Source organism: Nonomuraea sp. NPDC049158 (genome assembly GCF_040648335.1).
Taxonomy (GTDB): domain Bacteria; phylum Actinomycetota; class Actinomycetes; order Streptosporangiales; family Streptosporangiaceae; genus Nonomuraea.
Window position 1 is genome coordinate 1 of record NZ_JBEZDM010000052.1, and the last position, 20,772, is coordinate 20,772.

Genomic DNA, 20,772 nt, shown 5'->3' on the forward strand with positions numbered 1-20,772 from the left:
TACCACCTGCGCGAGTTCCTCAGGCAGGAGCTGTGCTCGCAGGAGTACCCACAGATGATCATGCGGCTCGGGATCACCTTCGACGACAAGGAATCGGTCCGCCGGCCACTGTCCGACGTGCTGGCATGAGAGCCGGGGTCGCGGCACACCGTGGCGGTTCATCCCGGTGGGAACAGCGGTCTCAGATTGGCGGTGGGGATCACCGCGACCGGGCACCAGGCTTCGAGCAGCGCGGTCTGGGTGACCGGTCCCAGCAGCAGGCAGGCGGGTGACTCGTTCCCCCGGGTGCCGAGCACGAGAAGCGTGGCGTCCTTGGCCGAGTCGATCAGCGCGCGCTGGGGCCGCTCGGTCACGAAGTCCGTCCTGACCGGCACATCGGGGTGCCGGCGAGCCAGCTGGGCGGCGACCTCCCGGAAGCGGGCCTCCGCTCCCTTGCGCAGCGCGTGCGAGTCCACGAAGGGAAGCGGCTCCTGCCACGTCGATGATCGGCATTCTCCCCAGCAGCACAGGGCCGTCACGGTGCCGCCGCGCAGCGCGGCCTCGTCCAGAGCGAAGTCGAAGGCCGCCAGGCTCGCCGGCGAGCCGTCGATGCCGACCACGACCCGGACGTCCTGGCCGCTCGGCTGCGGGAGGGGCCGGACGATGACGACCGGCCTGACACTGTGCGCGGGCACCTGTACCGCGGCCGACCCCACTTGCAGGCCATCGAACCCGCCCCGCCCGCGAGTGCCGAGCACGGTCATCTCCGCTTCGCGGGTGGCCTCCAGGAGCACGGCCGAAGGCGTACCTCTCCCCAGCAGCGGCTGGGCATCCACGTCCGGAGCCAGGGCGCGGGCCCGGCGGACGCCATCGTCCACGACGCCGAGGGCGACCTGCTCGATCTGCGCGAGGACCTCCTGTGCGACGGGCCTGAGCACATAGGGCCAGTGCAGAGCATGGCAGACCAGTACGGGGAGCCCGCGCAGCCGCGCCTCTTCGACCGCCCAGCGCAGCGCCTCATGGGTCTCAGGCGAATCGTCGTAGCCGACCAGAATGGGCCGACCAGCGTATCGATCGCTCACCACCGCCTCCTGGAATCTCTCTGTCCATGCGGCATTTCCCCCAGCCGATGAGAAGAGACCCATCGGCGATGAAACTCTTGGCCCTGTCTCGCTTGCCCTCGCCCGCCCATCGGACGTGATGATCAGGTGGCGCGCCGGCGGGATGGGTGCAGGATCCGATCAAGCCGGACGGCGGCGTAGCCGAGGGTGGACAGCGCGGTGACGATCAACAGGTCGCCCAGGGGCAGCGGTTCGGTGCCGAGCAGCTCGCGCAGCGGCGGCACGTACAGGCCCGCGAGCTGCAGGACGAACGCGCCGGCGACGGCGAGCAGCAGCATGGGGTTGGCCAGCGAGCCGGGCCTGGTGCGGGAACCGAGCGCGACGCCGAGCTGGGTGGCGCCGAGGGCGAAGAAGGCCATGCTCTGCCACGGGCGTCCTGTCTGGTGGGCCCAGACGGCGACGCCCAGGGTGACGGCGGTCAGGACGACGGCGATCCGGATCACCCGCTGCCACAGTCCGGCGCCCAGGATGCTCTGGGCGGGCGGCCGTGGCGGGGTGGTCATGGCTCCGGGCAGGGCCGGCTCGCCACCGAGAGCCACGCCCGGCAGTCCGTGCGTGAGCAGGTTGATCCACAGGATCTGGGCGGGAAGCAGGGGGAGCGCGAGGCCGGCGAACGGCCCCAGCAGCATCACCGCGATCTCGGCGGCTCCGCCCGAGAGGGCGTAGACCAGGAACCGGCGAATGTTGGCGTAGACCCGGCGGCCCTCCTCGACAGCCGCGACAACGGTGTCCAGGTTGTCGTCGGCGAGCACGAGGTCGGCGGCTTGGCGGGCGACCTCGGTGCCGCGTTTGCCCATGGCCACGCCGATGTCGGCGCGTCGTAGCGCCGGTCCGTCGTTGACGCCGTCACCGGTCATGGCGAGGGTCTCGCCGCGATCCCGCAGACCCTGGATGATCTCGAGCTTCTGCCCGGGGGTGGCGCGGGCGTACACTCCGGCCCCGGCCTGATCGGACGCTCCGGGGTCCCGGCAGTCCACGACCGGGTCGCCGGCGGCGATGATGCCCAGCTCGGTGGCGACGGCTCGGGCGGTCCCAGGGTGATCGCCGGTGATGAGGAGCGGTCTGATTCCGGCCTGCTTGCAGGCGGCGATCGCGGCGGCCGCGGCGGGACGCGGCGGATCCAGGATGGCGACCAGCCCGAGCAACGACAGTCCGCTCTCCCGCGCTGTGTCCGGGACAGCGCTCAGATCGGTGCTCGCCACCGCCATGACCCGGTATCCGGCCTGGGCGAGCTGCTCGGCGCGCTCGGCCGCGCGGGCCAGCAGCGCGGGATCGTCGGTCAGGACAGGCGCGTGGAGCAGCGCTTCGGGTGCTCCCTTGCAGATCACCCGGCCGCCTCCGCCGGGCAGGCGGTGCACGGTGCTCATCCGCTTGCGTTCACTGTCGAAGGGACGCTCGGCGACGCGCGGGAAGCGCCCCTGCAGTTCCCCGCGGTCCAGGCCGAGCTTGGCGGCGGCGGCGAGCAAGGCCGCCTCCGTCGGGTCGCCCAGCGCCGTCCACTCCTCGCCGACGTCCTGCGGCGGCGACAACCGCGCGTCATTGCACAGTACGGTCGCCGTCAGCAGATCGATGAGGCTCACCGTGTCGAGGGAGTCGCTTACGACCTCGCCGTCGGGCGCGTACCCGGAGCCGGTGATCGTGGCCTCCCCCGTGGGGGTCCAGAGGTGCCGGGTGACCATCCGGCCCTCGGTGAGAGTCCCGGTCTTGTCGGTGGCGAGCACCGTCACCGAGCCCAGCGTCTCCACGGCGGGCAGCCTGCGTACGAGCGCGTCGCGCGCGGCCATCCGGCGAGCTCCCAAGGCCAGGCTCAAGGTCACGACGGCGGGCAGCGACTCGGGCACCGCCGCGACCACCAGACTGATCGCGGTCACCACCATCAGCTCGACCGGTTGCCCACGGACCAGCCCCAAAGCCAGCACCACCGCGGACAGCAACACCGTGACACCGGCCAGCAGGCGGCCCACCCCCATCAGCCGCTGCTGCAACGGCGTCAGAGCGGCTCCCTTTACCATCATGGAGGCGATGCGGCCGCTCGCGCTGGCCGCCCCGACGGCCGTGACCACCGCCCGGCCACGCCCTCGCACCACGACGGTGCCCGAGGAGACCGGATCTCCGTCGGCCTTGTCCACCGGCACCGACTCACCGGTCAAGGACGACTCGTCGATGAGCAAGGCCGCCGACTCCACCACCGTGGCGTCGGCCACGACGATGTCGCCTTCGGCCAGCACCAGCAGATCTTCCACGACGACATCGGCCGCCGGAACCCGTACCTGGGATCCGTCGCGGATCACCCGGGCCTCCGGGGCCGTGAGCTGTGACAACGCCGTGATGGCCCGGTCGGCGCGGACCTCCTGCGCGACCCCGACGGAGGTGTTGACCACGACCACGAGCAGGATGACGGCCGTGTCGGTCCAGTCGCCGGTAACGATGGTCAACGCCGCCGCCACGAGCAGGACGACGATCAGCGGATCGCGAAGCTGGGCGAGCACCCGCCGCCACAACGGAACGGGCGGCTTCTGCGGGAGCAGGTTGGCCCCATCCCGCTCCAGACGCACTGCCGCCTCCACGGACGACAACCCAGAGGGTGCGCGGACCACCATGTCTTCCTCTCTGACCTTGTTGTCGTCCGGTCGGCCACCCCATGCTCGGTGATCTCCTGGACGAACGGCGCGTCCTTGACCAGTCCGAGCCCGTGCACGGTGGGCGCGCCCGGCTCGTCCCCGGCTTGCGATGCCCCCGACGCTACGCACTCCTCATCTGGGCAAACAGAGTCGTTCGGATCCTGTCCGACGGACTTCCGGCCCTATGGCGACGCTCCGCGAGCGGGTCCGATGGAGAGTCGCTGCTGTTGGGCCGCGGGGACCAAGATCTCGGGCGGCAGCCCGACGGCCGGCTTCCTCCCTGGGCGTCGGCACCCGGATCGCCGCGGTCACCGGCACGCTCATGCTGGTCCTGATGTGGGCCGCCGAACTGCCGCTGGCCAACAACCCCTTCATGGACGAACACCTCATCTACGCCGTCGTCCTGGCCGACGCCGGAGCCACGCTCGGGCTGGGCGACCTGCCCATCGTCCGGCGTACCGCCTGGCTGACGTAGCCCGCGACCGAACGCCCACCTCTGGTAACGGAGATGGGCGTTGGCCGGTCGGGGGCTGATTCGGGACCAAAGGCACCTATATCGAGGACTTCGTCCCCGGGTGCCGGCGGGCTTGTTTCGCGAGGCTGGAGGTGGCAGGAAGCCTCGCGAAGGAGACGCATGATGAACATCGAGCTGCTGACGGCGAAGCAGGCGATGAGCAGGATCCTGGTGGCGATCAGGCCCGAGGAGTCGCCACTGATGGCCTGGGAGATGATGCGCCGGGGCGAGGTCCATCACCTGCCGGTCGTTGAGAACGGGCACGTGCTGGGCGTGCTCACCCGCGAGGACGTGGCCGCGTCCTGGTCGGGCGGGCTGGAGGAGCAGTCCAGGCGCCAGGTGCGCGGGCTGCTGGACGGCAGGCGCCGGCCGCGCGTCCAGCCGGACACCTCGCTGCCAGAGGTGGCGGCCGTGATGCTCGACGCCGGATGCGACGCGCTCCCCGTGGTTTCGGAGGAGGGGCTGATCGGGCTGATCACGGCCAGGGATGTCCTCGCCGCGGTCGCCGGCCGGGTCAGGGCCGCCGACAGACCGGGCGAGCTCATCACCGGGATGTTCCACCTCGACCCCGTCCTGCCCGCGGGCGACTGAGCGGATGCCGTGGCGGCCTGTCCCGGATGCAGGTGTCCGTCGGTGAAGGTGTAGGCGTGGGGGAAGACGGAGGCGGCTGAGGTGGTGGTCGATGTTGGACATGCTCATGATCGGCTTTCTGCTCGGCGCGTCCCCCGAGTTCCCTTGGTCCAACTGGTATGACCAGTTGGACCATAACAGGCCGACCTCATCATGGCCAACCCTGGACTGTGCGGGTAAGTGACTAGCCGCGGCCCTTCGCCTGACTCAGCAGCGTCTCGATGTGCTGCCTGGCCATCACGTTCACGCTGAGGTCGAGATCCTTGCCGTAGGTGCGCAACCCCAGAGTGAGGTGCTCGCGCATGTAGCGCCGGGCCCGTTCGACATCCCTGGCCTCGATCGCCTCGAAGATCTCGGGGTGGTGGGGCACACCCGGCTCGCCGATGGCCGGGTCGGAATGCGAGCGGAGCATCATCTCGAACATCATGCCGCTGATCGACGACAGCATGATCCGCAGCACCGGATTGCCGCTCGCCTGCGCGATCGCGTCGTGGAAGTCGAGGTCGGCGTAGGCCTTGTCGACGACATCATCGGCCTTGAGCAGCGCGTCGTTGGCCTGCCGCATCGCGGCGAGCTGGTCGTCGGTGGCCCGCTCGGTGGCCAGCCCGATGATCTCCACCTCGAGCGAGATGCGGGCCTCGATGAGCTGCCGGACCGTCGGCCGTTCGGCCCGGTAAAGAGCGTCGTAGCTGCGGGCCGGTACGGACGACTGCTCCCGGACGAACGACCCTCGACCGGGAGCGACCTCGATCAGGTGCTGCGCTTCCAGCCGCCGCAGCACCTCACGCACGACGTTTCGGCTCGCTCCGAACTGGGCGGCGAGCTCACGCTCAGAAGGGAGCTTGGATCCCGCCTGGATCTCCCCGGCGCGGATGTCGTGCTCGAGCTGACGCGCGATGCGCTCGGTCAGGAGACCTCGGTGGGAACGCGACAGATCATCGCCCATCCGTGCTGACAGGTCGGTGGGCATGCCCCGAAGATACAGGAGCGGGGGAGGGGCGCAGGAATGCCCGGGAGGCGAATATCGCGACCAGCAGGAGGGCGCAGATCCACGCGAACCAGTCGCCGAGCCTGGTGTACAGAGTCGGCACCGCACGATCCGGCAGGTCCGCGGTCACCGACACGAAGGACGTGCCGGTGGTGCGCGCCTCGGCCAGGAGGCGGCCGTGCGGGTCGCTCACGGTCAACGCGCCCTGCCGGGCCGCCCGTGCCACCGCGAGCCCGTTCTCGATGCCGCGCGTGATCGCCATCCGGCTGTGCAGCCACGCGTCGTCATCGAAGTCCCAGGCGGGTACGAACAGCGCGCTCGCCCCGGCGCGCCGATAGTCGCGGACCAGGTCGGGGAAGTCGAGGTCGAAGCAGATCGCGATCGCCCATCGCCGGCCGGATCCGGGCACGAACGCCTGCGCCTGACCGGCCTCGAAATCGCTCTCCAGCCCGGGGACGAGGTGGCGTTTGACGTACTCGACGGGCCGTCCGCCATCGGCGGGGAAGTCGATGGCCGCGTTGTACTCGCGCCCGTCCCTCACGAGGATCAGCCCCGCGACGATGTCGACGCGGTGGCGGGAGGCGAGCCGGGACAGCGGTCCGGCGAGCGACGGCAGGTCCGCGTCATCCACCCGGAACGTCTTCTCGGGAAGGACGACGACGTCGGTCCCGCGCTCGGCCAGGGCCGGGATGCGGCTCACGTATCCGGCCAGCAGGTCGCGCCCTTCGGGATCGGTCAGCGCCACCGGGTCGATCGACCGGTCGGTGGCCAGCAGCGCCACCTTGACCGCCGCCCCGGCCTCGGCCGGTCGTAGCTGCCACCACCCGTAGCCCGTCACCAGGGCCGCGACCGTCGCGGCGACCACGGCGACCCGCACCCGGCCGACCGCACCGGGCCGCAGCAGGACGGCGGCCGTGGCCGCGAGACCCATCAGCACGAACGTCACGCCCCATGGCCCGGTGGCCGAGGCGATCTGGATGACGGGAAGGACGTCGGCCTGGGTATAGGCCAGGCTCCACCAGGCGCCGTTCGGGGTGATCAGCGACAGCGCGTACTCGATGACGACCCACGCGGCCGGGACGACGCCGACGGCCATCAGGGGGTGTCCGCCTAGCGTCAGACCCCGGTAGGCGATCACCACCAGACCGAACAGCAGCGCCGAGCCGACGAGCAGGAGCACGACCAACATCGGCGGGATCTGCACCGTGTTCAGGAAATATCCCCACATGGGGGTCTGGCCGCCGAGCCATGCGAGGGACGCGACGGCCAACGCCGCACGCGCTGAGCAGCGCGGCGCCACGACAAGGATCGGGATCGGCGCGATCCACGTACACCATGGCACCGGCCGCAAGCCGGTACCGAACAAGAACAGCGTGGCCGACAGCACCGCCGCGGCGATCAACCACCATCGTTGTGATCTCATCGAGCAGACTCCTTCGCCAGGGAAACCGCCTCGATACTCCACACCGGCGCCCCGCGCCCACATCGGCGGCGAGAGTGAACTCCGCACTCCCTCTCACGGACGGCTCAGGCGTCGCCGGCGACGATGAGTCCCGACTCGTAGGCGAACACGACCGCCTGCACCCGATCGCGCAGCCCCAGTTTCGTCAGGATCCTGCTGACGTGGCTCTTGACGGTGTACTCGCTGACGACCAGCTGGCCGGCGATCTCCGCGTTGGACAGCCCCCGGGCCACCAGTCGCAGCGTCTCGGCCTCACGGCTGGTCAGCTCGGTGAGGCGGGCGGCCAGCCGGGGCGCCACCCCATGGCCCGGCCGCAGGACCAGATCCTCGATCAGGCGTCTGGTCACCGTGGGCGCCAGCAGCGACTCGCCCGCCGCCACCACGCGCACCGCCGCGGCCAGTTCGTCGCGACGGATGTCCTTCAGCAGGAACCCGCTGGCCCCCGCGCGTAGCGCGTCGTAGACGTACTCGTCCAGATCGAACATGGTCAGTATCAGCACCTTGGCGGAGGTCGTCGCGCAGATCCGCTCGGTCGCCTCGATGCCGCCCATGCCGGGCATCCGGACGTCCATCAGCACGACGTCCGGGCGCAGCTCGGTGGCTGCTCGAATGGCCTGCGCGCCGTCGGCCGCCTCGCCGACGACGGTGATGTCGGCCTGGGCGTCAAGGATCATGGCGAAGCCGGCGCGGAACAGATCCTGATCGTCGGCCACGAGAACGCGGTGCATACGCCTATCCAACCGGGAGCGAGGCCGCCACGACGAAGCCTTTCTCCCCCCGACCGGCGCGCAGCGTCCCCCCGCAGGCGGCGGCCCGCTCGCGCATTCCGATCAGGCCATGCCCCTCGCCGCCGGCCCCCTCGCCGTCCGTGCCCTTGCCGTCCGTGCCCTTGCCGTCGTCGGCCACTTCGACCGCCAGAGCGCCCGGCGTCCAGCGCAGCCGCACCCGCGCGGAGCGCGCGTCCGCGTGGCGCAGCACGTTCGTCAGCGCCTCCTGCACGATCCGGTACGCCGCGACGTCGACCTCGACGGGGATCGAGCGCGGCACGCCGTCGCTGGTCAAGGTCACCCGCAGCCCGGAACGGCCGGTCTGCTCGAGAAGCTCCGGCAGGGCCGCGAGCCCGGGTTGCGGCTCCCGGCTACCGGGCTGGCCCGAGCGCATCGTGCCGAGCAGGGTCCGCAGCTGGGCGATCGCGCCCCGGCCGGTGTCGGCGATCGCGTCGAAGGCGGCCCGCGCGCGTACCGGATCGGCCTGGAGCATCAGCGGCCCGGCCTCGGCCTGGACGACGATGAGGCCGACCGAGTGCGTGAGGATGTCATGCATGTCCCGGGCGATGCGCGCCCGCTCGTGAGCCGCGGCGATGGCCCGCTCCCGCTCCAGCCGCAGCGCCCGTTCGGCCAGCTCGGCGGCCCGGGCGCGGCGGGCACGGGTGCTGGTGCCCAGCGCGTACGCGGCGACGAACGCCGTACCCACCACGCGATAGGAGTCCAGTCCTTCGTGCGGCAGGGCGAGCGAGACGTACACCCCCGCGCCGATGACCGGAACGGCCGCCAGCCGCAGCAGCGGCGGGCTCAGAGCGGCGATGGTGTAAGTACCCACCAGCGGCCCGTACGGCAGCATCGGCTTCTCCCACATCACCAGCGCCGTCATCGCCAGCCCGACCACGCAGGTCACCACGAGCGGTGCCCTGCGCCGCCACAGCACAGGCACCGAGGCCAGCACGGCCAGCGCGACGACCCACCACGGCTGTGCGGAGGGGACGAGCGCGGGACCGACGGTGGCCGCCGACACGGCGACCGTGATCGCGATGTCGACCACTCGTGGCGGCACGTCCGTCAACCAGGTGCGCAGCCGCTCAATAAGTCCGGGCATCTCGCCCAGTATCGGGATCCAAGCCGCCCGGCGCATCCCTCCCACGACGGATAGCGCCTTTCACTCTCAGGAGTGATCACCAGTGGTGTTCGAACCGGCCGATTTCATCGGTCTCAGCCCTTGAGGGCACCGGGGAGCATGCCGCGGATGAACTGCCGACGGCAGTGTTCCTGACGGCGCGGTCCCGGTTCAGGCGACGTGCGTGTCGTACGTCGCGCGGTTGGCGAGCACATCGTCCATGTGCGTCTCGGCCCAGCTCTTGAGGCCGCGCATCAATTGGTGCAGGGAGAGCCCGAGGTCGGTCAGCTCGTAGGTGACCGTGACGGGCACGGTCGGCGTCACGGTGCGGGTGATGAGACCGTCACGCTCCAAGGAGCGCAGCGTCTGCGTGAGCATCTTCTGGCTGACGCCGGCCAGCAGGCGGGACAACTCCGAGTAGCGCATCGACCTGGGCTCACCGGCGCAGTCGGCGCCGAACTGATGCGAGCCGTCGCTGCCCAGCGCGGCCAGGATCAGCGTGACCCACTTGTCGGAGATCCGGTCGAGCAGCTTGCGGCTCGGACATTCCGCCACGAAGGCGTCATATTCCGCCTTGGCCTGTGCCTTCTTCTGGGCCGCCGTCATCGTCGTCATCGACCGCTCCTCCAACCCGTGGGCGACTTACGCACTCTGAGGTGCCTACTTCCCATCGGGAAGTTACCTCCCCATATTTATACAAGGCGCCGTTAGGCCCCACCACCCAGCTCAACACGAAAGGCAGAGGCGTGAGCACGCTCTCCACTTCACTCCCCGGCGGCACCTGGACCCTGGGCGACCTGACCGTCACCCGGTTCGGCTACGGCGCTATGCGGCTCGCCGGCCCTGGCGTCATGGGGCCGCCCGCCGACCGCCACAGCGCGCTCGCCGTCCTCCGCGAGGTCGTCGGCCTCGGCATCACCCATATCGACACCAGTGACGCCTACGGTCCGCGCGTCACCAACCAGCTGATCCGCGAAGCGCTGCACCCGTACCTCGACTCGCTGCACATCGTGACCAAGGTCGGCGCGATCCGGGACCGGCAGGGCGGCTGGCCCCCGGCCCGAAAGCCCGACGAGCTGCGCCGCTCCGTCCACGAGAACCTGGAGAGCCTCGGCCTCGAGGCGCTCGACCTGGTCAACCTCCGGCTCGGCAACGCCGAAGGACCCCAGCCCGGCTCGCTCGCCGAGCCGTTCGAGACGCTCGTCGAACTCCAGCGGCAAGGCCTGATCCGGCACCTCGGAGTGAGCAACGCGATCGCCGAACAGGTCGCCGAGGCACAGGCGATCGCGCCGATCGTGTGCGTGCAGAACATGTACAACCTCGCCTACCGCCAGGACGACGAGCTGATCGACACCCTCGCCAAGGAGGGCATCGCCTACGTGCCCTTCTTCCCCCTCGGCGGCTTCAGCCCACTGCAGTCCTCGGCGCTCTCGACCGTAGCCACCCGGTTGGACACGTCGCCGATGGCTGTCGCCCTGGCCTGGTTGCTGCGGCGGTCGCCGAACATCCTGCTGATCCCTGGCACCTCCTCGCCGGCGCACCTGCGCGAGAACGTCGCCGGCGCGGGAGTCCCCCTCTCCGACGAGGAGCTCGCCGAGCTGGACAAGATCGGCCACTAGCGGCAATCCCCGACAGGCCCGCGCACCCCGCGCCGTCCGTGCCAGCATGCTCGACCATGGTGGAGTACGAGACGAGCGAGGAAACGCTGGCCGCCATCGCCGGCCGGCACGGGACCATCGCCGAACAGGTACGGCCCCTTCCCCCAGGGGCGGCCAACCATGCCTTCCTTCTCGGCGACGACCTGGTCCTGCGCATCCCACGGACCGAGCGGTACCTCCCGGACTTGGTCAAGGAGGCCGCGGTCATCCCCGCCGCCTTGCGCGCGGGCGTGCGCACTTCGGAAGTCATCGCCTTCGATGACACCTGTTCGGTGGTGGACGTGCCCTACATGGTGCTCACCCGAACGCAGGGAGTCGATCTCGCGCGTCTCGACCTGCCCACCGCCGACACGGAACGTGTCTTCCAGCAGGTGGGGCGGGAGCTGGGCAAACTACACCGGCTATCCCCGGCCAGCGCGCCGGCCCTTGCCGCCGTCCCCGCGGAGGACGGCACCCCAGACCCCTGGGCACTCACCAACCGCCTCCTCAAAGAAGGCTGGATCGACGCCGAGACCGCCCGCTGGCTCACCGGCTGGTTCGACCGGCTCTCGCCGCATCTCCCCGCGAACCCACCTAAGGTTATGGTCCACGGCGACATCGCTCCGCAGAACCTGCTCGTCTCCCCGACGACGGCTCAGCTCAACGGGATCGTGGATTGGGGTGATGCCGAATGGGCCGACCCTGCCGTCGACTTCGCCAAGATCCCCCTCACCGGCGTCCCAGCCATGCTCGACGGCTACCGACGAGAAACCGGCCAGGAAACCACAACGACCTGGGAAGCTCGCGTGCTGTGGTTCCACCTCACCTGGGCTCTCGGCCGCCTGCCGGATCCAGTCCCACGCCCGGGCGAACGCCACTGGACCGCCCCTCCGGCCAGCCGGCTCCTGGGCCTGCTCCGCTTCTTCGCCTCAGCTCCACCAGCTCCTTGGGCTGATCTGTCCTGATCCCACCCGTCGAACTCGGCCACGACCCGAGCGGTCGCGGCGGCGGCTGATCAGACGACCAAGCCGGCCGGCCGGCTGCTCGCCGGGCGCCGAGCCAGGGCCCAGCTAAGATGATGGCCTGGGTGAGCTGGAGGTCAAGCTGGCGCTTGCGCGCGGCGACCCTGGCCGGAACCTTCGCCGCCGCAAGGGCCCGCGATCCGCGGAGTCTCCGGACGGGCCGGCCGCGACGCCCGACTCCTGAAGAGGGAACTTCATGCTCAAAGGAATAGACCCCCTGCTCAACGGGGACTTGCTCAAGATCCTCGATGACATGGGCCATGGCGACACTCTGCTCGTCGTCGACCGCAACTACCCAGCCTTCGCCTCGGGGCGACCCGTGGTTCGGTTGGGAGAGTGCGGGGTCGTACGAGCCATCGAGGCCATCCTGACGGTCTTTCCGCTGGACGCCTTCGTGGCGCACCCGCTCGAGCGGATGGAGGTCAAGGACGACCCGGCCCTCATCGCGCCGCACCAGGAGCGAGTGCTGGAGATCGCCGGAGCGGCTCACGGCGGACCACTGGAGTACGGCGTGGTCCCGCGGCACGACTTCTACGAGCGTGCCAAGCACGCCTACGCGGTCGTGCACACCCTGGAGCCCGCTCCTTACGGCTGCTTCATCCTGCGGAAGGGCGTCGTGTTCCCGGAAGGCACGGATTGAGCCGCGTCGCCTGGCGGCGCACACTGCACGAGGGGCGGTGTTCGAGGGGAGGGCTTGATGCTGACGGAGACGCTGGTGGCGCTGGCGGCCTCAGGGGCGACGACCTTGGTGGGCGCGATGGCCACCGACGGGTGGACCGCGGCGCGGCAGGGGTTCGGGCGGCTGTTCGCGCGTAAGGGCAAGGACGAGCAGGCCAGGCTGGAAGCCCAGCTGGACAGCAACGCCGAACGCGTCGCGGCCGGCGATCCGGATCGCGCCCGTACGGCGCTGGCCGGCTCCTGGCAGCTGGAGCTCGAAGGCTTCATCGAGGCGCATCCCGAGGCCGCCGAGGAGCTTCAGGCCCTGGTGGCGGAGATCCAGGACGGGCTGCCCGACGCGGCGCGGGCCTGGGTCCAGACCAACATCGCCCGTGACAATGCCACGGTGTTCGCCGCCCAGGGCGGTAACGTGATCATCCAGGGCCGCCCAGACGACGTCGGCTGGTGAGCCTTCCCCAGCCATCGCTGATGTGGCAGAACGTCACGGCGAGCGGAGGCTACGCCTACGGCGTGATCGGCGCCGACCTGCACGTCTTCCAAGACCGCGGACCCCTCTACGTCCTCACCCGTTGGGCGGGCCCGCCGCGGAGCGACCCGGAATGGCTGGACGGTGGTGACCGCGGTCAGCCCCATGGGGTCGGTCCAGGCATCGCCGGGGTCTCAGGACCTGAGCCCGGGCGCGGCCAAGGGCGTCCTGTTGCTGGTGGACTACGCCGACCGGTGGCCCACCTCCCATCTCACCTGGCTGATGGCGAACGCGCTCCTGCACGGCACCGTTCCGGCCCGTGTCCTGCTGCTGGCGCGTTCGCCGCATCCGTGGCCCGCCTTACGGGCCACGCTCGCCGATCACCAGGCACACACCAGCGATCAACTGCTCGGTCCGCCGACCCGGACGGAAGCCGAGCGGGCCCGGCTCTACCGCATCGCATGTGACTGCTTCGCGGCCAGGTACGGCGTGGCGGACCCGGAGGCCGTACCCTCTCCCGTCTGGCTCAACGATCCGGGGCTGGAGCTGACGCTGACCCTGCACATGGCGGCGTTGGTCGCCGTGGACGCTCATGTACGCGGCACTCGCCAGCCGGACGACCCCGCCGACCTGTCGGCCTACCTGCTCGACCGCGAACGCCGGCACTGGCGCGCCCTGTACGAGAACCACACGGAGGGTCTGGCCTTCCACACGCCGCCCGACCAGATGACCAGGATGGTGTTCACCGCGGCACTGGCCGTTCGCCCCACGCGTCACAGCGGCGCTGATCATGTATGGCGGCACAGCGTCGCTGGTGATCTTCTTAGGCCTCCTCGCTGGTGCCGAGCCGCTCAACGCCGCGCTGTTCGCGGTGTCGATCGCGGTGCTGGCCTGGCTGATCGGCTCCAGGCGGCAGTGACCCAAGAGGGAGGAATCCCCGCGAGATCGCGATCCTCGCCGTCGCCACTGGGAGCGACTTCGAAAGGATGGAAGTCTTCGCGATGGGCGCCGTCCTTTGACCACGCTTACGAATCTACATTGTAAAGGCGCTCGGCCTACTCGCTGACGATCTCCAGGTCCACCATGCGGCCGTCTGGATCAGTGAGAAGGTGCCTGCCGGTCGGGAGCCTGCGGACGACCGCGTGCGCGGGGACGCGGAAACCCAGCCGCAGGCTGCCTGTGGGAGGTCGGCGATCGGAGGCCGGGTAGACCTCGAAGACCGTCGCGCCAAGCTCGGCGGCGTAATGCTCGGGGCCGTTGCCGTGCTGTTCGGCCTGTAGGGGCAGCCCGAGGCTGAGGTAGAAGTCGGCGCACTCCTGCAGGTGGTCGGTGTACAGGACGATCAGGCTGGTGTGCATGTTGATCGCTTCAGAATCCCAGGCCGAACAGCACCGTGTGGGCGTTCTCCGGGCCGTGGACGTGTTTTCCCAGCTTCGCCATGGAGGCCACTTTCTCCGTCTTGAGAATGTCGATGAGATGCCGCGCCAGCCAATCTCCATCCACCTCGCCGGGGCCGCCCGCGTCGAGCGTCCACGATCGGACGGTCCGTTCGAGCCGCTGCGACCAGCCCAGGTCCTCGCCCGGCGAGAAGTATTTGAACCAGCCCGTCACGGTGAGCCGCTCGGCGGAGCGGACGGCGAGCACGGAGCGACTTCCGCCGTACATGGTGACTCCCACCGCCCTGCCGGTCGCGTACGTCTCGGCGGGCAGCGTCCGGACGAACGCCGCCAGCAGGGGCGGCAGCGCGGTCCACCGGGGTACCCGCCATCCGCCCGGCGTGCTGAGCCCCTCGTTGGCGGCATCCAGGTATTCGATGACGAACCCACCCGGTGAATGCGACGGCTCTCCCCACTCGAACGTGGCACGCCGCCATTCCTCGTAAGGCTCCGTCGGTTGCAGGCAAAGCTCGGTGCCGGTCTCGGTGGCGCGTAATTCGAGCGATTCGGCACCGGGCCGTCGCCAGCGCAGGAAAGGGGCTCCCCATTGCGGCGAAGGCTCGTACCAGGGCCCCGTCGGGCCGTGGCTGCCGACGCTGCCGGCCGGACCGATCGCGCCCTCCACCGTCTCGGCGAGCTGCCGGAAAGCGGCGGCCGGTTCGCCTGCCGAGGAGACGGGGACGGTCAGACCGCGATATTCCCGCTCGCCCGCGTACCGCCGCTCGTGCTCCGCCACCGGGATCAGCCGGCCGCGTCCCTCAGCCAGCGGCTGCAGGACCTCGCCGGACCAGTCGCCGGGATCCACCTCATGCCATAACCAGCTGGCGAGGGCACCGGTCTCGTCCTTGCGCATAGGCGTGATCTTAGGGGGAGCCGTCATCGCGAGCAGTCCCGTCTGCTTGCCCCCGCCGCGTCCGCTCGCTTCATGCGCGCCTTGTCTGTTGGGAGGTGGTGTGTGAGGGAGGGCACTCCGCTTGGGGGCGGCGTTCGGCTGGGCCGGACGACTCGCGAAGCACCAGCTCGGTAGGCAGGCGGATCACCTCGCCCTCGCGTAATGATCGGGCGGCGAGCCGCTCGATCAAGAGCTCTACCGCGAGCCGACCGGCGTGCGAGCCGGGCCCGGCCAGGGTGGTCAACGAGGGATGGACGAAGTCGGCGGCGAAGATGTCGTCGAACCCGATCACGCTGATGTCGGCCGGGACTCGAACACCGCGCTGGGCGAGACGTCGGATGATGCCGATCGCCAGGAGGTCGTTGTGCGCAACCACTGCGGTCACCCCGGTGCGCAGTGCTCCGTCGGCGGCGGCCCCGCCGTTGGCGACGTTGGGGGCGTACGGACCGATCCGGTGTGCCGTCAGACCGTGCGCTTGGGCCCCGGAGCTCAGTGCCGCCCAGCGCGCCGCCCCCATCCAGGAGCTGGGTGGCCCGGCGCAGTAGGTGATGCCCTGGTGCCCGAGCGAGGCCAGGTGTAGCAGGATCTGCTGACAGCCGGCGACGGTGTCGAACGTCACGCTGGTCAACCCGGGCAGCTCTCGGTTGAACAGCACGATCCGGTGCACTTTGGCGAGGTCGCGCAGGACCTCGTCGCCGAGCCGGCTGGAGGCCAGCACGAATCCGTCCACGCCGGCGGCCAGGTCGCGGATCTGGTTCTCCTCGATGCGCCGGGATTCCTCGGCGTTGACGATCACCAGAGTGACGTCGGAGGCCTTCGCGCGCTGCTCCGCGCCGCGGATCAGCTCGAAGAAGTGGGGGTTGGTGATGTCGGAGAGCACCATGGCGATGGTTCGGTGGCGGGTACCCGCGAGAGCGCGGTTCTGCGGTCTGTGCTGGTAGCCGAGCTGCGCGGCGACGGCGACTATCCGCTGTCGCGTCGCCTCGTTGACCCGGCCGGGCTTGTTGAACGCCCGGGAGACCGTCGACGCGGCCACTCCGGCGGCTCGCGCGACGTCGAAGATGGTGGGCTCCACGAACGCATCTAGCCACGAGAATGAAATTCTGGCAGCAGCTTGCAGAAGTTGTCGCATGCTACCTACGTTTCGATCATGCCGGCCACGCGATGACGTGCCGGACGAGAGGAGCGGGGCATGTCGCAGCCCGGGCGGAGACTGCAGCACATCGCGGGTCGGGCCAGGCGATGGTCCGTGGCTGTGACGATCGGCGCCCTGCTGGCCGCGTCGCTGACGTCGGTGGGGGTGGCGCCGGCGCAGGCGTCATCGGCCGGCTTCATCCTCTTCAACGGTCGTACGACCGCTCCGATCCTGATCGACGCGTCCTATGGCGGCGATCACGCCGAACGGGACTACACGCAGGTACGCCGCGCGGTCCAGGACCTGCGGCAGGATGTCGCCATGGTGACCGGGGCGATCGATCCCGGCCAGGTGCAGAGCCTGTTCGCCGACGACGAGCCGGCCAAGCAGGCGCGGCTGGCGAAGGCCGACCAGCGCAAGCTGCCGGCCCTGCTGACCCAGGCCGCGGGTCAGAAGACCGCGATCATCGTCGGCCAGATCGGTCAGAGCCGGCTGATCGACGACATCATGGCGGCCGGCAAGTTCGACGAGGCCGCCGGGATCAAGGGCAAGTGGGAGGCGTACGCGACCAAGACCATCAAGAACCCGGTCCCCGGGGTCGGCAACGCGCTGGTGATCGCGGGCAGCGATGCCCGCGGGACGATCTACGGGATCTACTCGATCTCCGAGGAGATCGGCGTCTCGCCGTGGTACTGGTACAGCGACATGCCGGTCAAACGGCGCGACGACATCGAGGTCGAAGGCGGGACCCGGGTCGAGGACGGGCCGGACGTCAAGTACCGCGGAATCTTCATCAACGACGAGGAACGCACCGTCGTGTGGGCGAAGAAGAAGTTCCCCACCGGTAACGGCACGCCTGATGTCAATTACTACCGGCACGTCTATGAGCTGATGCTGCGGCTCGGGCTGAACACGCTGTGGCCGGCGATGCACCTGGCCTCCAGGGCGTTCAACGCGGTCACCGACACCGGGACGTACGACAACGGGACCCCGATCAACGCCCGCGAGGCGGCGGCGTTCGGCGTGGTGGCCTCCTCCTCTCACGCGGAGCTGATGCTGCGCAACAACGAGGGGGAGTGGCGGCAGTGGTACGAGCGCAACAAGGACGCGCTGGACATCAAGGGCGCGGACGCCGTGGCGGCCTACGACTATTCCATCAACAAGCCCGCGATCCTGGAGTACTGGCGCCAGCGGGTGGTCGCCAACGCCGGCTTCGAGAACATCCTCGCCTTAGGTATCCGAGGTGTGCACGACAGCGATCCGGTGTTCACGCCCGGTAACCCGTACGGGTTCAAGGACAAGATCGAGATGCTGGCCGACGTCATCAGCGAGCAGCGCAAGCTGATCGCGGCGGTCTACGGCAGCGCCGACGCCGTGCCGCAGGTGTTCATCCCCTACAAGGAGATGAACGATCTCTACAACGCCGGGCTGAAGAACTACATCCCCGCCGACGTGACCCTGATGTGGGCCGAGGACAACCAGGGCTACCTGCGCCAGGTGCCCACGCGAAGCGAAGCCGCCCGGTCCGGCGGGAACGGCGTCTACTACCACATCTCCTACTGGGGCGAGCCGAAGAGCTACCTGTGGCTGAACTCGACGCCGATGTCCTTGATGGTGCAGCAGCTGCGCCGGGCGTGGAACTCGGGTGCGGGGCGCTACTGGATCCTCAACGTCGGCGACATCAAGCCCGGCGAGATCAAGCTCGACCTGTTCGCCAAGCTCGCCTGGGACGTCAAGGGCTATGACGACACCAACATCGGGAGCAAGTTCCTCACCGAGCACCTGCGGGGAGACTTCCGGCTGAGCGGCGACAACGCCGCCGTGGTCGCCGACGCGCTGGAAAGGTTCGACGCGCTGGAGAACACCAAGCGCGCCGAGTTCTGGGGGGAGATCAACTCCTCCAACGCGGGCTCGGGGAGGATCCACAACGGTCAGGTCTTCCCGTTCAGCGCCACCTCGGACGGGGATGAGCTTCAGCGCTACGTCAACGAGTCCAACAAGCTGGTGGCGATTCTCGAGGGTGTCTCCGCCAAGCTCGACCCGCGCTATCGCTCCGCGTTCTATCAGCAGGTGCTCCACCGAGTCCGGTCCTACCGCAACATGGCTGAGCAGATCGGCTACTACTGGAAGAACCAGCTCGCCGCCGCCCAAGGTCGCTACGCCAGCGCGGGCAGCTACGAGTTGCTCTCGAAGCAGGCCCGTGAGCGCATCGGCACCGACGAGGACTACTGGAACACGATCAGCGACGGCAAGTGGGACCACGCCATCGGCCACAGCCATCCCGAGGGCTTCCCGAACGAGGGCACCGTCATGCTGACCAACGACCGGTATGCCCGGGTGGCCACACCGGCCGACGCGGTGGGCGCCGCCGCCGAGGGGAGCAGGGAGCCTGGCCGCGGCACGCTGCGGTTCAACTCGGCCGCGCCCGACGACAAGCGGTTCTTCGACGTGTTCTCCCGGGACGACGTGGCGAAACCGCAGGAGTGGGTCGCCGAGGCGGACGCTCGGTGGATCACCCTTTCTCAGCGCTCGGGCACGACCGCGACAGAGCAACGCGTCACGGTGACGGTCGCCAAGAACCACCCGGCCGCGACGGGGACGATCCGGGTCTTCAACGCCGTCAACAGAGCCAAGGCCGGCGACCCGGTCGCGACGTTCACGGTCGAGGCGGAGCGGGCCGCCGTGGATCTGCGCCGTGGCGAGCCGGCGCACTTGGAGGCCAACGGATACGTGGCCCTGGAGGCCGAGCACTTCTCCGAGAACGTGCCCGGCGCCGACGGGAGCCGGTGGGCCCCCCTTGAGGGGGTGGGTCAGCGCGGGGCGTCGATGGGTGGTTTCCCGGAGATCGCGCCCCGGGTCGACTCCGGCTTCGAGACGACCGCCCGCCTCAGATACCGGGTCTACTTCACCTCCACCGGGACGTTCACCGGGACCTTCTACCGCATTCCGACGCTGAACGAAGGCACAGAGGACGACGGCACGCCGCGAACCGCGCGTACGGCGATCGGGCTGGACGCGCAGGTCCCCAGCCTGCTGCGCGGCAACTCTGTCGCCGGTACGAGCACCAGCCCCTGGGGCTTCAACATCATGCGTCAAATCGAACCCCTGAATTTCACCATCGACGTGACCACCCCGGGGTGGCACGACCTCGTGGTCTACCGCTCGGACGCGGCGATCCTCTTCGACCGGATCATCATCGAGACCCGCGCCGGCGCGGCCGGTGACGGCCTCGTCGGCCCGCCCGAGAGCCCGAACAACATCGCCGCACCCCAGAGGGCCACCGTGGCGCCTCAACCTGACACGATGCCGAAGCTCCGCCGGCTGCCCGCGATCCAGACGTCGGTGGGTAAGACGAGCACGGTCGAGGGCGTACGGGATGTGGCGGCCGCGGAGTCGGACAACGAGACCGCTGCGTCGGTCGCGGTGAAGGACGGGCAGGTGCTGGTCACCGGCCGCCGGGCTGGGAAGGCCGAGCTCTCCATCACCGCTGCCGGTGGTGAGGCCTGGGTGGCGCCTGTCACCGTGGGCAGCGCCGAGGGGACGCCGGTCGGCCCCTATCTGGAGCGGGACGGTTCGGTCGTCTTCGACGCGGCCGACGCGCTGGAGAAGAGCGCCGCCGCCAACGCGACCGACAGCAACAACGGCACGCACGGCTGGGCGCTGGCTCGTAACGGTCTCCAGGTCGTGCCGCCGGCCGACGCCGGCGCGAAGGCGCAGTGGCTGGCCACCTCGGCCGCCCAGGCCGAAGCGTTGTTCAAGGCCGGGCCGACGCAGAAGGTCAACGGGAGCTCCGCGGCGGGAGCACCACCGCGGCTCGACTTAACCGTCGACATCCAGACCGGTGGCACGTACTACCTGTTCGTCAACACCAGCAACCCGAACGCCGACGCCGACTCCTACCATGTGGTCGTCGACGGGCAGTGGAGATACCAGTCGAACAAGTCCGGACCGGAGACCGGGTTCGAGACCTGGTACGGCAGCACGAGCCTCGCCGCGGCCGCGCTGGCGCTCGCGCCGGGTGCGCACACGATCTCGCTGGCGCCTCGTGAGGCCGGGCTGGTGCTCAACCAGATCGTCTTGACCGCGAAGAACACCCCCGGCCTGACCGGCTTCCAGACCCCCAGCGGCCGGGGCGCTTCATGACGCTCTGACTCCGTCAACAGCCCCCATCGATCGATCGGCCGATGGATGGGGCCTGTCCATGGGGCGTTGGCGATTCGGTTGCCGTGGCCGATTCTTGTACCCGAATCATGGGGGCGCACGAGGTAAACGCCCGATTCGCTCGGCAACCAGTACCAGGT

Annotated in this window: 17 protein-coding genes and 1 pseudogene; 8 read left to right on the forward strand and 10 right to left on the reverse strand. The window is 69.6% G+C overall.

Translation table 11 applies throughout. The features are described from left to right. Positions 1–158: 158 nt before the first annotated feature. Positions 159–1,061 (reverse strand): universal stress protein, encoded by a 903-nt coding sequence (locus AB0B61_RS52530; protein ID WP_358448974.1) that lies wholly within the window; start codon positions 1,059–1,061, stop codon positions 159–161. A 122-nt stretch (positions 1,062–1,183) separates the two neighbouring features. Continuing rightward, positions 1,184–3,700 carry a cation-transporting P-type ATPase gene (locus AB0B61_RS52535; protein ID WP_358448976.1) on the reverse strand — a complete coding sequence of 839 codons (2,517 nt, stop codon included), beginning with the start codon at positions 3,698–3,700 and terminating at the stop codon, positions 1,184–1,186. Positions 3,701–4,001: 301 nt separating this feature from the next. On the opposite strand from AB0B61_RS52535, the pseudogene AB0B61_RS52540 reads away from it, so the two are divergent. Beyond that, a pseudogene (locus tag AB0B61_RS52540) lies at positions 4,002–4,196 on the forward strand (hypothetical protein); the annotation flags it as partial. A 159-nt stretch (positions 4,197–4,355) separates the two neighbouring features. After that, on the forward strand, positions 4,356–4,826 hold the full coding sequence (locus tag AB0B61_RS52545) for a CBS domain-containing protein (protein WP_358448978.1): 471 nt from the start codon (positions 4,356–4,358) through the stop codon (positions 4,824–4,826). A gap of 223 nt (positions 4,827–5,049) precedes the next feature. On the opposite strand, the gene AB0B61_RS52550 is transcribed toward AB0B61_RS52545, so the two are convergent. The 5 genes from AB0B61_RS52550 to AB0B61_RS52570 all read right to left on the reverse strand — a co-directional run bounded on the left by AB0B61_RS52550 (position 5,050) and on the right by AB0B61_RS52570 (position 9,820). Further along, complete coding sequence (locus AB0B61_RS52550; RefSeq protein ID WP_358448980.1) at positions 5,050–5,835, reverse strand: FadR/GntR family transcriptional regulator; 786 nt, start codon at positions 5,833–5,835, stop codon at positions 5,050–5,052. Continuing rightward, the gene (locus AB0B61_RS52555; RefSeq protein WP_358448982.1) at positions 5,801–7,276 is read right to left on the reverse strand and encodes a nitrilase-related carbon-nitrogen hydrolase; all 1,476 of its coding nucleotides are present in this window, start codon (positions 7,274–7,276) and stop codon (positions 5,801–5,803) included. The genes AB0B61_RS52550 and AB0B61_RS52555 overlap by 35 nt, the downstream gene beginning before the upstream one ends. A gap of 104 nt (positions 7,277–7,380) precedes the next feature. Continuing rightward, positions 7,381–8,043 carry a response regulator transcription factor gene (locus AB0B61_RS52560; protein ID WP_358448984.1) on the reverse strand — a complete coding sequence of 221 codons (663 nt, stop codon included), beginning with the start codon at positions 8,041–8,043 and terminating at the stop codon, positions 7,381–7,383. Between the two features lie 4 nt (positions 8,044–8,047). Next, entirely contained in the window at positions 8,048–9,187 is a 1,140-nt protein-coding gene (locus tag AB0B61_RS52565) for a histidine kinase (RefSeq protein ID WP_358448986.1), read from the reverse strand. A gap of 189 nt (positions 9,188–9,376) precedes the next feature. Continuing rightward, positions 9,377–9,820 (reverse strand): helix-turn-helix domain-containing protein, encoded by a 444-nt coding sequence (locus AB0B61_RS52570; protein ID WP_358448988.1) that lies wholly within the window; start codon positions 9,818–9,820, stop codon positions 9,377–9,379. 131 nt (positions 9,821–9,951) lie between these two features. On the opposite strand from AB0B61_RS52570, the gene AB0B61_RS52575 reads away from it, so the two are divergent. From AB0B61_RS52575 to AB0B61_RS52595, 5 genes are all read left to right on the forward strand, one after another. After that, positions 9,952–10,824 (forward strand): aldo/keto reductase family oxidoreductase, encoded by an 873-nt coding sequence (locus tag AB0B61_RS52575; protein ID WP_358448990.1) that lies wholly within the window; start codon positions 9,952–9,954, stop codon positions 10,822–10,824. Between the two features lie 56 nt (positions 10,825–10,880). Then, complete coding sequence (locus AB0B61_RS52580) at positions 10,881–11,807, forward strand: aminoglycoside phosphotransferase family protein (RefSeq protein WP_358448992.1); 927 nt, start codon at positions 10,881–10,883, stop codon at positions 11,805–11,807. A 253-nt stretch (positions 11,808–12,060) separates the two neighbouring features. Further along, positions 12,061–12,504: an RbsD/FucU domain-containing protein gene (locus AB0B61_RS52585; protein ID WP_358448994.1), complete on the forward strand. Its 444-nt coding sequence runs from the start codon at positions 12,061–12,063 to the stop codon at positions 12,502–12,504. 57 nt (positions 12,505–12,561) lie between these two features. Then, positions 12,562–12,990: a hypothetical protein gene (locus AB0B61_RS52590; RefSeq protein ID WP_358448995.1), complete on the forward strand. Its 429-nt coding sequence runs from the start codon at positions 12,562–12,564 to the stop codon at positions 12,988–12,990. A gap of 165 nt (positions 12,991–13,155) precedes the next feature. Beyond that, positions 13,156–14,052: a hypothetical protein gene (locus AB0B61_RS52595; protein WP_358448997.1), complete on the forward strand. Its 897-nt coding sequence runs from the start codon at positions 13,156–13,158 to the stop codon at positions 14,050–14,052. An 11-nt stretch (positions 14,053–14,063) separates the two neighbouring features. Here the strand turns inward: AB0B61_RS52595 and AB0B61_RS52600 are convergent, their stop codons facing one another. From AB0B61_RS52600 to AB0B61_RS52610, 3 genes are all read right to left on the reverse strand, one after another. After that, positions 14,064–14,366, reverse strand: a complete 303-nt coding sequence (locus AB0B61_RS52600; protein WP_358448999.1) for a glyoxalase/bleomycin resistance/dioxygenase family protein — start codon at positions 14,364–14,366, stop codon at positions 14,064–14,066. A gap of 10 nt (positions 14,367–14,376) precedes the next feature. Further along, positions 14,377–15,297, reverse strand: a complete 921-nt coding sequence (locus tag AB0B61_RS52605; RefSeq protein ID WP_358449001.1) for a hypothetical protein — start codon at positions 15,295–15,297, stop codon at positions 14,377–14,379. Positions 15,298–15,367: 70 nt separating this feature from the next. Further along, complete coding sequence (locus AB0B61_RS52610; protein ID WP_358449003.1) at positions 15,368–16,411, reverse strand: LacI family DNA-binding transcriptional regulator; 1,044 nt, start codon at positions 16,409–16,411, stop codon at positions 15,368–15,370. Between the two features lie 174 nt (positions 16,412–16,585). Here AB0B61_RS52610 and AB0B61_RS52615 point away from each other — a divergent pair, with 174 nt between their 5' ends. Then, on the forward strand, positions 16,586–20,614 hold the full coding sequence (locus tag AB0B61_RS52615) for a glycosyl hydrolase 115 family protein (protein ID WP_358449005.1): 4,029 nt from the start codon (positions 16,586–16,588) through the stop codon (positions 20,612–20,614). Positions 20,615–20,772: the final 158 nt, after the last annotated feature.

Excerpts from the sequence above, each read along its gene's own strand:
- AB0B61_RS52535 (WP_358448976.1), bottom strand. The coding sequence starts at position 3,700 with ATGGTGGTCCGCGCACCCTCTGGGTTGTCGTCCGTGGAGGCGGCAGTG.
- AB0B61_RS52545 (WP_358448978.1), top strand. The coding sequence starts at position 4,356 with ATGATGAACATCGAGCTGCTGACGGCGAAGCAGGCGATGAGCAGGATC.
- AB0B61_RS52550 (WP_358448980.1), bottom strand. The coding sequence starts at position 5,835 with ATGCCCACCGACCTGTCAGCACGGATGGGCGATGATCTGTCGCGTTCC.
- AB0B61_RS52555 (WP_358448982.1), bottom strand. The coding sequence starts at position 7,276 with ATGAGATCACAACGATGGTGGTTGATCGCCGCGGCGGTGCTGTCGGCC.
- AB0B61_RS52560 (WP_358448984.1), bottom strand. The coding sequence starts at position 8,043 with ATGCACCGCGTTCTCGTGGCCGACGATCAGGATCTGTTCCGCGCCGGC.
- AB0B61_RS52565 (WP_358448986.1), bottom strand. The coding sequence starts at position 9,187 with ATGCCCGGACTTATTGAGCGGCTGCGCACCTGGTTGACGGACGTGCCG.
- AB0B61_RS52570 (WP_358448988.1), bottom strand. The coding sequence starts at position 9,820 with ATGACGACGATGACGGCGGCCCAGAAGAAGGCACAGGCCAAGGCGGAA.
- AB0B61_RS52580 (WP_358448992.1), top strand. The coding sequence starts at position 10,881 with ATGGTGGAGTACGAGACGAGCGAGGAAACGCTGGCCGCCATCGCCGGC.
- AB0B61_RS52585 (WP_358448994.1), top strand. The coding sequence starts at position 12,061 with ATGCTCAAAGGAATAGACCCCCTGCTCAACGGGGACTTGCTCAAGATC.
- AB0B61_RS52590 (WP_358448995.1), top strand. The coding sequence starts at position 12,562 with ATGCTGACGGAGACGCTGGTGGCGCTGGCGGCCTCAGGGGCGACGACC.
- AB0B61_RS52600 (WP_358448999.1), bottom strand. The coding sequence starts at position 14,366 with ATGCACACCAGCCTGATCGTCCTGTACACCGACCACCTGCAGGAGTGC.
- AB0B61_RS52605 (WP_358449001.1), bottom strand. The coding sequence starts at position 15,297 with ATGCGCAAGGACGAGACCGGTGCCCTCGCCAGCTGGTTATGGCATGAG.